This window comes from Synechococcus sp. R50.1, assembly GCF_047462115.1.
GTDB lineage: Bacteria > Cyanobacteriota > Cyanobacteriia > Thermostichales > Thermostichaceae > Thermostichus.
This window is the reverse complement of the sequence record NZ_JANSIN010000003.1, coordinates 107,969-115,498: the sequence shown is the minus strand read 5'-3', so window position 1 is coordinate 115,498 and position 7,530 is coordinate 107,969. Positions and strand designations below refer to the sequence as shown.

Below are 7,530 nucleotides of genomic sequence, written 5' to 3'. Positions count from 1 at the left end.
CTGCAGACGGGTGGCAGGCGCTCGCAAAGTGGCGAGACAGCACAACCGTCCAGTTAAAGAGTTCAAGCGTAGGTTCGTTACCTACGACGCACGTATCTTCTCGTTCCGCGAGAAAGACTGGACGGTGTCGCTGACCACGGTGGAAGGGCGAGAGCGCTTTGGACTGGCCATTGGCAACTACCAGCGTGGAATACTGGCTGGTTCCAACCCCAAAGCCGCCACCCTGGTCAAGCGGGAGGACGGCTCCTATTACATCCAGATTTGCGTAGAGGAGAAGCCACCCAAGCAACAAGATGCCGACAAGGTGATCGGGGTGGACTTTGGAAGGACGGATATCGCTCATACCTCAGAAGGGGACAACTGGAATGGACAGCAGTTGAGCCGAGTTCGAGACCACTACTCCCGATTGAGGGCGGCACTCCAACGCAAAGCCAGTAAGGGCACACGCAGTTCGCGGCGCAGATGCCGTCAACTGCTGCAACGGCTGTCTGGCAAGGAGAGACGCTTTCAAACGTGGGTCAATCATCGCATCTCCAAAGCCGTTGTCTCTAGGGCAAAAGCTACCAACAGCGCTATCGCTCTGGAAGACCTGACGGGGATCCGGGAAAGGGTCAATCAACAGCCACGCAGCAAGACAGAGCGTAGGCGGGCCAACAGTTGGGCGTTCTACCAACTGAGGCAGTTTCTGGAATACAAGGCGAGAGTTGCGGGGGTGACTGTGGTGCTGGTGCCGCCCGCCTACACCAGCCAGACCTGCCACAAGTGCCTGCACATCCATCCCGACCCTGCGCAATCCTACCGCAGTGGTAAGTCGTTCAAGTGTGGACACTGTGGATGGGAAGGGGATGCGGACTTTAATGGTGCGAATGTGATTGCGCTTTTGGGGGCTGTCGTAAACCAGCCTAGAGGTTCGGGCCTGTTTTGTTCTCTGGTAGAGCAAAGCAGGCTCAGGGCTGCTGAAAGCCCGCTCCGTACCGCTTAGCGGTCGGAGTCGGGTAGTTTACGCTTTGCCGCAAAACATTTTTATTCTTGGGCTTTCTTGGGCTCTGCCACTTCGCCAAGCTCAGCAAACGGATGGCGGGATCCCAGGCAATGGCCAACGCGGGGCAGGAAACGCGCTAGGCTAGAGGTTCGAATAGCGGAAAGGCTCTGCACCGTTCAAAGGACAAGGGCGGCACAGGGCTTGTGCAGATGCAAGTCGGATCCACATCATGCGCATTGTCATCACGGGTGGAAGTGGTTTTATCGGGCGTCGCTTGGTGGCCCGTCTGCTGGAGCAAGGGGATCAGGTTTTGGTCTTGACCCGCCGCCTGGAGCAGGCCCGCCGCATTTTGGGGGAATCCCCCAACCTCAAGCTGCTGCCCTACGATCCCTACCAACCGCAAGCCTGGGCAGCCGCCCTGGAAGGGTACGAGGGGATTGTCAACTTGGCCGGAGAGCCTTTGGCTTCTTCTCGCTGGACAGAGACCAAGAAAAAAGAAATCCGTCGTAGCCGTGTGGAAACCACCCAGGCCCTTGTCCAAGCCCTCGCCTCCCTCAACCAAAAGCCCCAGGTGATGATCAGCAGCTCGGCGGTGGGTTACTACGGATCCCATCCAGAAGGGGATCCCCTGACGGAGACGGATCCCCCGGCCCAAGATTTTCTGGCAGAAGTCTGTCAAGCTTGGGAAGCTGCCGCCCGGCCGGTTGAGGAATTGGGGATCCGTTTGGCCATCCTGCGCACGGGGATTGTGTTGGGGCCGGATGGAGGAGCGCTGGGGCAGATGCTGGCCCCCTTTCAGTTCTTTATCGGCGGAACGATCGGCTCCGGCAAACAATGGCTGTCTTGGATCCACCGCGAGGATTGGGTGAGCTTGGTCTGCTTCCTGCTGGAGCAGGGATCCGGAGTGTTCAACGCCACCGCTCCCAACCCGGTGCAGATGGAAGAGTTTTGCCGAACCTTAGGCCAGGTCTTGGGTCGCCCCTCTTGGTTGCCTGTGCCGGAGCTGGCGTTGGAACTGCTGTTGGGCGAGGCAGCTCAAGTGGTTTTGACGGGGCAGAAAGTGATCCCGCAAGCGGCTTTGCAGATGGGCTTTACCTTCCAGTACCCACAACTGAAAGAGGCATTACGACAGATCCTCCTCCCCCGCTGACTTCTCTCTACGCCAATTATTCTTCCGTGAAATCGGCTTCCACCACCCCTGAAGCAGAGCTGGGATCAGGGCTGGCAGCCGCAGTGGGTGCCGGAGCCGGTCGCGATGCCTGGGGCACTTGCACAATTTGGGGAGTAAAGATGAATAGGTTGTACACCGTGTTGCGGCGGATGTTGTCCATCATCTCCAGGAACAGCTCGTAGCCCTCGTTCTTGTACTCGATCAGGGGATCCTTCTGACCGTAGCCTCGCAGGCCCACAGCTTCCCGCAGCGCCTCCATCTGCTGCAGGTGTTCCCGCCAGAGGGTGTCCACCTGTTGCAACAGGAAAAAGCGCTCTGCCTTGCGCATCAAACCGGGCTCAAAGGTATCCAGAAAAGCCTCTTTGGCCTCATAGGCCAGCTCTGCCTGCTTGATCAGGTAGTCCAAGATCTGCTCGTAGGAGAGATCCCGCAGATCCTCAACCTTGAGGTTCTGCTTCAAGAGCGGCACAAACTCCTGCATCTTGGCAGTCAGCTTGTCGATTTCCCACTCTTCCGGGGGCAGCTCCGGGTTGACATGAGCCCGCACAATCTCGCCGACGGTTTTGCGCACGTAGTCGAGGATCTTGGTCTTGAGGTTCTCCCCCTCCAAGATGCGCCGCCGCTCCGAGTAGATGGCCCGCCGCTGGTTGTTCATCACCTCGTCATACTCGAACACCTGCTTGCGCATGTCGAAGTAGTACACTTCCACTTTTCTCTGCGCGTTCTCCAGGCTGCTGCTGAGCAACGGGTGCTCAATGGGCATGTCCTCTTCCACCCGGAACATGTCCATGAGCTTGGCTACCCGGTCGCCACCGAAAATCTTGAGCAGGTTGTCTTCCAAGCTGAGGAAAAACCGCGAAGAGCCGGGATCCCCTTGCCGCCCGGCACGGCCCCGCAACTGGTTGTCGATGCGGCGGGATTCATGGCGCTCCGTACCGATCACGTGCAGGCCCCCCAGCCTCACCACCTCTTCGTGCTCGGCCTCGGTAATTTTTTCGTACTCGGCTTTGATGCTGTTGTAAACCTCCCGCAGTTGCAAAATCAGCGGATCCTGCACCGGCGCTTTCTCCGACGCCACCGCAATAAGATCTTCCACCACCAGCTCCGGCAGACGGTTCAACCCGTACTTGGTCACCGCTGCCGCCACCACTTCGTCCAAGGCTTGGCTGGTGCGGGCCGACAGCTCACAGGGGTAAAAATTGGGGGAGACCACCGTCCAGGATTTTTTCGGCTTGGGTGTTGTCCCACCAAATCCTTGGCCGCCTCCCCGTCCTAGCATCTGAACGGATCCCAAGGGGTTGTCGGCGTCCAATTGGGCCAGCTTGGGCATCAACCGTTCCCGCAGCTTGAGGCGAGCCATGTACTCCGCATTGCCTCCCAGGATGATGTCCGTGCCTCGCCCGGCCATGTTGGTAGCAATGGTTACGGCACCTTTTCGCCCCGCCTGGGCAATGATCTCCGCCTCCCGCTCCACGTTTTCCGGCTTGGCGTTGAGGAGGTTGTGAGGGATCCCCATTTCCTTGAGCATGGCCGAGAGGCGCTCGGATTTCTCCACGCTGGTTGTCCCCACCAGTACCGGTCGCCCCCGCTCATGCATCTGGGCAATTTCCTCGGCAACCGCCTGCCACTTGCCCCTTTCGGTCTTGTACACCAAGTCGGGGGCATCTTTGCGGCGGATGGGTCGGTTGGTGGGGATCACCGTGACTTCTAGGTTGTAGGTTTTGCCGAACTCGGCCTCCTCGGTGCGGGCCGTGCCCGTCATGCCAGAGAGCTTGGGATAAAGCAGAAAAAGGTTTTGGTAGGTGATGGTGGCCAGGGTTTGGCTCTCGCTTTGAATCGGCACCCCCTCCTTGGCCTCCACTGCCTGGTGCAGCCCATCGGACCAGCGACGACCGGGGAGCACCCGCCCGGTGAACTCGTCCACGATCACCACCTCTTGGTTGCGGACGATGTAGTGGACATCCTTGATGAAGAGCTCTTTGGCCTTCACGGCGTTGAAGACAAAGTGCGCCCAGGGATCCTTGGGATCAAACAGGTCAGAGACTCCCAGCAACCGCTCGGCGGCTTCAAACCCCTCGTCGGTAAGGATGACGTTGCGGGCTTTTTCATCCACCTCATAGTGTTCATCCCGGATCAGCTCCCGCGCCACCTGGGCTGCCCGCAGATATTTTTCGGAAGGACGAGCCACTTGGCCGGAGATGATCAGGGGAGTACGGGCTTCATCAATCAGGATCGAGTCCACCTCGTCGATGATGCAGTAGTTAAAGGGCCGTTGCATCACCTCTTTGATGTCGGTGGCCATGTTGTCCCGCAGGTAGTCGAAGCCCAGCTCGCTGTTGGTGCAATAGGTGATGTCGCAGTTATAGCTGCGGCGCTTTTCTTCGGGCGACATGCCCTCTTGCACCAGACCAACCGTCAGGCCCAAGAAACGATGCACTTGTCCCATCCACTCCGAGTCCCGACGGGCCAAGTAGCCGTTGACGGTAACAATGTGAACCCCTTTCCCGGTGAGACCGTTGAGATAGGCGGGCAGGGTGGCGACCAGGGTTTTCCCTTCACCGGTTTTCATTTCGGCAATCTGGCCTTCGTGCAGCACCATGCCGCCGATGAGCTGTACGTCGTAATGGCGCAAGTTCAAGACCCGCTTGGCAGCCTCCCGCACCACGGCAAATGCCTCCGGCAAGAGATCATCCAGAGATTCTCCTCTGTCTAAGCGCTGGCGAAACTCCGTGGTCTTGGCCTTGAGCTCCGCATCCGAAAGAGAGGCGATCTCGATCTCCAGCGAGTTGATCAGCTTGACGACAGGACGGTACTGCCGGATCTTCCGATCGTTGGGATCCCCAAGGAGCTTTTGTAGGGTTTGGAGCATGGGCAAGCCTAGGCCAATGAAGGACATTGATTGATTAACGATGCAATTCTACCATTTTGACTTGGCCGGCCAGGGAGAGGTTGGCCTGGATGAGCTGAGAGCAAAACACCAGAGCCATCGGATAGATGAGGAGAGCCGGCAGTTACTTGCAGTCCGCGGCGAGAAAATGTCAGTCTAGGGAAGGGATCCCGAGCAAACCGTACTCTGCAAAGCTCATGAATTTTTTGGGTGTTGGACTGCCGGAAATGTTGGTTATCTTTGCGGTGGCTCTTCTGGTTTTCGGGCCCCGCAAACTGCCGGAGATCGGTCGCACGCTGGCCAAAACCCTGCGCAGCCTGCAGGACGCTTCCAAAGAGTTCGAGGCGCAACTGAACAAAGAGGCCCAAGAGCTGGAAAAAGCCACCCGCGGGACAACGGCTGCCGCCCCTCCCAAGGTTTCCCGAACAGCAGTCACCGAGTCAGTTGCCGATACGCCCCCCCCAGAGACGGATCCCGTCCCATCCGTAGCCGACGACGCTCAAACCGCAGACGCTGCTTAGTCTATGCCCCGCTTTAACCCCCTTTGCTTCGGCATGGAAATTACGCGCTTGTTCGAGCAAGGGCAGTCCTACTTCGCTCCTGCCAAGGTGGAGACCTGGCTGCGGCAACATGGTCAGAACCCGTCCGACTATGAGATCTCGTTTCACCAGGAACTGCCCCCTGCCGGCTCTTCTGCGGCGATGTGGATTCGCATCGACCTAAAGCGTTGGGATGGCCAGCCGGTGGATTCCTGGCTGTTGGAAGCGATCAACCGGGTAGATTGAAAACGGCTTGCTCCGCAGTAAAACCCAGCCCTACGGTAAGAAGGTTGAGGCTTTTTGTCCACCTATGCCCAGTGCCACCCTGTTGGTATCTTGCCCCGATCAAAAAGGGTTGGTAGCCAAGCTCTCCAGCTTCATCTACAGCTACGGCGGCAACATCATTCACGCCGATCACCATACGGATCCCGAAGCAGGACTGTTCTTGAGCCGCATCGAGTGGGACTTGCAGGGCTTCCAACTGGAGCGAGGGGAAATTGTCCCCGCCTTTTCAGGCATTGCCCGTGGGATCCAAGCCAACTGGGAACTGCATTTTTCCGACACTCGCCGTCGCATTGCGTTGTGGGCCAGCAAGCAAAGCCACTGCCTTTTGGATCTGATCTGGCGGCAAAGGGCGGGAGAACTGCCCGCCGAGATCCCCTTGATCATCAGCAATCACCCCGACCTGGAATCGGTGGCCCGCTCCTTCGGTATCGATTACTACCACATCCCCGTTTCTCCAGAGGGCAAAGCCGCAGCCGAAGCCCGTCAGCTCGCTCTCCTGCAGGAATATCGAATTGACCTGGTGGTGTTGGCCAAGTACATGCAGATCTTGAGTGGGTCGCTGCTCCGCCAAGCCCCGCCGGTCATCAACATTCACCATTCCACCCTGCCCGCCTTTGCCGGAGCCAACCCCTACCACCGCGCCCATCAACGGGGAGTGAAAATCATCGGCGCCACCGCCCACTATGCCACCGAAGACCTGGACGAAGGGCCGATCATCGAGCAGGATGTGGTGCGGGTCAGCCACCGCGATACCGTTGCCGACCTCGTCCGCAAAGGCCGCGACATGGAACGCCTAGTCCTGGCACGGGCAGTGCGGTATCACCTGGAGAATCGGGTGCTGGTATACCACAACAAGACGGTGGTGTTTGCCTGATCAGCCTGCGGGCGCAGCGTTGCTCAACGGGATCCCTTTCTGTTCTCGCAGGAGAGCCAAGATCTCGTCCTTCACCTCCTGAAAAGAAGAAGTGCGCTTGAGGCTGTAGTCGCGCCGGCTGGGGAAATCAACTCGGATCTCCCGTTTCACCCGCCCAGGATGGGACGTGAGTACATAGATGCGCTGGGCCAAAAAGACGGCTTCTTCCACATCGTGGGTGATCATCAGGATTGAAGTGCGCGTGCGCTGCCAGAGATCCAGCAAAAACTCCTGCATGGTCTCCTTGGTTTGCACATCCAAAGCGCCAAAAGGCTCATCCATCAGCAAAATCTTCGGTTGGGCCGCCAGAGCTCGCGCAATCGCCACCCGCTGCTGCATACCGCCCGAAAGCTGCTTGGGCAGAGCCTTGGCAAAACGCTCCAGGCCGACGATCTCCAGAAAATAATCCACACGGGCTTCCCTTTCCTGCCGTTTTACCCCCTGCAATTTCAGGCCAAAGCCGACGTTCTCCGCCACGGTCATCCAGGGGTAGAGGGTGTAGGACTGGAACACGACTCCCCGATCCGCTCCCGGCCCAATCACCGGCTCCCCATCGACGCTGATGGATCCTCGGCTAGGCTGCTCCAACCCGGCAATCAGGCGCAGTAGGGTGGTTTTACCAGAGCCGGAAGCCCCCACCACACAGACAAACTCCCCCGACTCCACATGCAAATTCACCCCATCCAGAGCCAAGATAGGTCCACGACGGGTGGGGAAGGATTTGCTCAGGCCGACCACTTCCAAATGCACGAC

At 58.5% G+C, this 7,530-nt stretch carries 7 protein-coding genes; 5 read left to right on the top strand and 2 right to left on the bottom strand.

Annotation, left to right across the window (positions count from 1 at the left end):
• Both NW870_RS01900 and NW870_RS01895 read left to right on the top strand, forming a co-directional pair.
• Positions 1-982, top strand: a 982-nt coding sequence (locus NW870_RS01900) for an RNA-guided endonuclease InsQ/TnpB family protein (protein WP_414373611.1), incomplete at its 5' end; no start/stop codon positions are given.
• Between the two features lie 229 nt (positions 983-1,211).
• Positions 1,212-2,132 carry a TIGR01777 family oxidoreductase gene (locus tag NW870_RS01895; RefSeq protein ID WP_414373609.1) on the top strand — a complete coding sequence of 307 codons (921 nt, stop codon included), beginning with the start codon at positions 1,212-1,214 and terminating at the stop codon, positions 2,130-2,132.
• A 16-nt stretch (positions 2,133-2,148) separates the two neighbouring features.
• On the opposite strand, the gene secA is transcribed toward NW870_RS01895, so the two are convergent.
• On the bottom strand, positions 2,149-5,022 hold the full coding sequence (gene secA, locus NW870_RS01890) for a preprotein translocase subunit SecA (protein WP_414373607.1): 2,874 nt from the start codon (positions 5,020-5,022) through the stop codon (positions 2,149-2,151).
• A 215-nt stretch (positions 5,023-5,237) separates the two neighbouring features.
• On the opposite strand from secA, the gene NW870_RS01885 reads away from it, so the two are divergent.
• The 3 genes from NW870_RS01885 to purU all read left to right on the top strand — a co-directional run bounded on the left by NW870_RS01885 (position 5,238) and on the right by purU (position 6,738).
• The gene (locus NW870_RS01885; RefSeq protein ID WP_414356721.1) at positions 5,238-5,561 is read left to right on the top strand and encodes a TatA/E family twin arginine-targeting protein translocase; all 324 of its coding nucleotides are present in this window, start codon (positions 5,238-5,240) and stop codon (positions 5,559-5,561) included.
• A 33-nt stretch (positions 5,562-5,594) separates the two neighbouring features.
• On the top strand, positions 5,595-5,825 hold the full coding sequence (locus NW870_RS01880) for a hypothetical protein (protein WP_414356722.1): 231 nt from the start codon (positions 5,595-5,597) through the stop codon (positions 5,823-5,825).
• A 64-nt stretch (positions 5,826-5,889) separates the two neighbouring features.
• A complete protein-coding gene (gene purU, locus NW870_RS01875) occupies positions 5,890-6,738 on the top strand; it encodes a formyltetrahydrofolate deformylase (protein ID WP_414356723.1) in 849 nt (282 codons plus the stop codon).
• Here purU and NW870_RS01870 read toward each other — a convergent pair whose 3' ends face one another.
• On the bottom strand, positions 6,739-7,527 hold the full coding sequence (locus tag NW870_RS01870) for an ABC transporter ATP-binding protein (protein ID WP_414356724.1): 789 nt from the start codon (positions 7,525-7,527) through the stop codon (positions 6,739-6,741). It lies immediately after the preceding gene.
• Positions 7,528-7,530 lie beyond the last annotated feature (3 nt).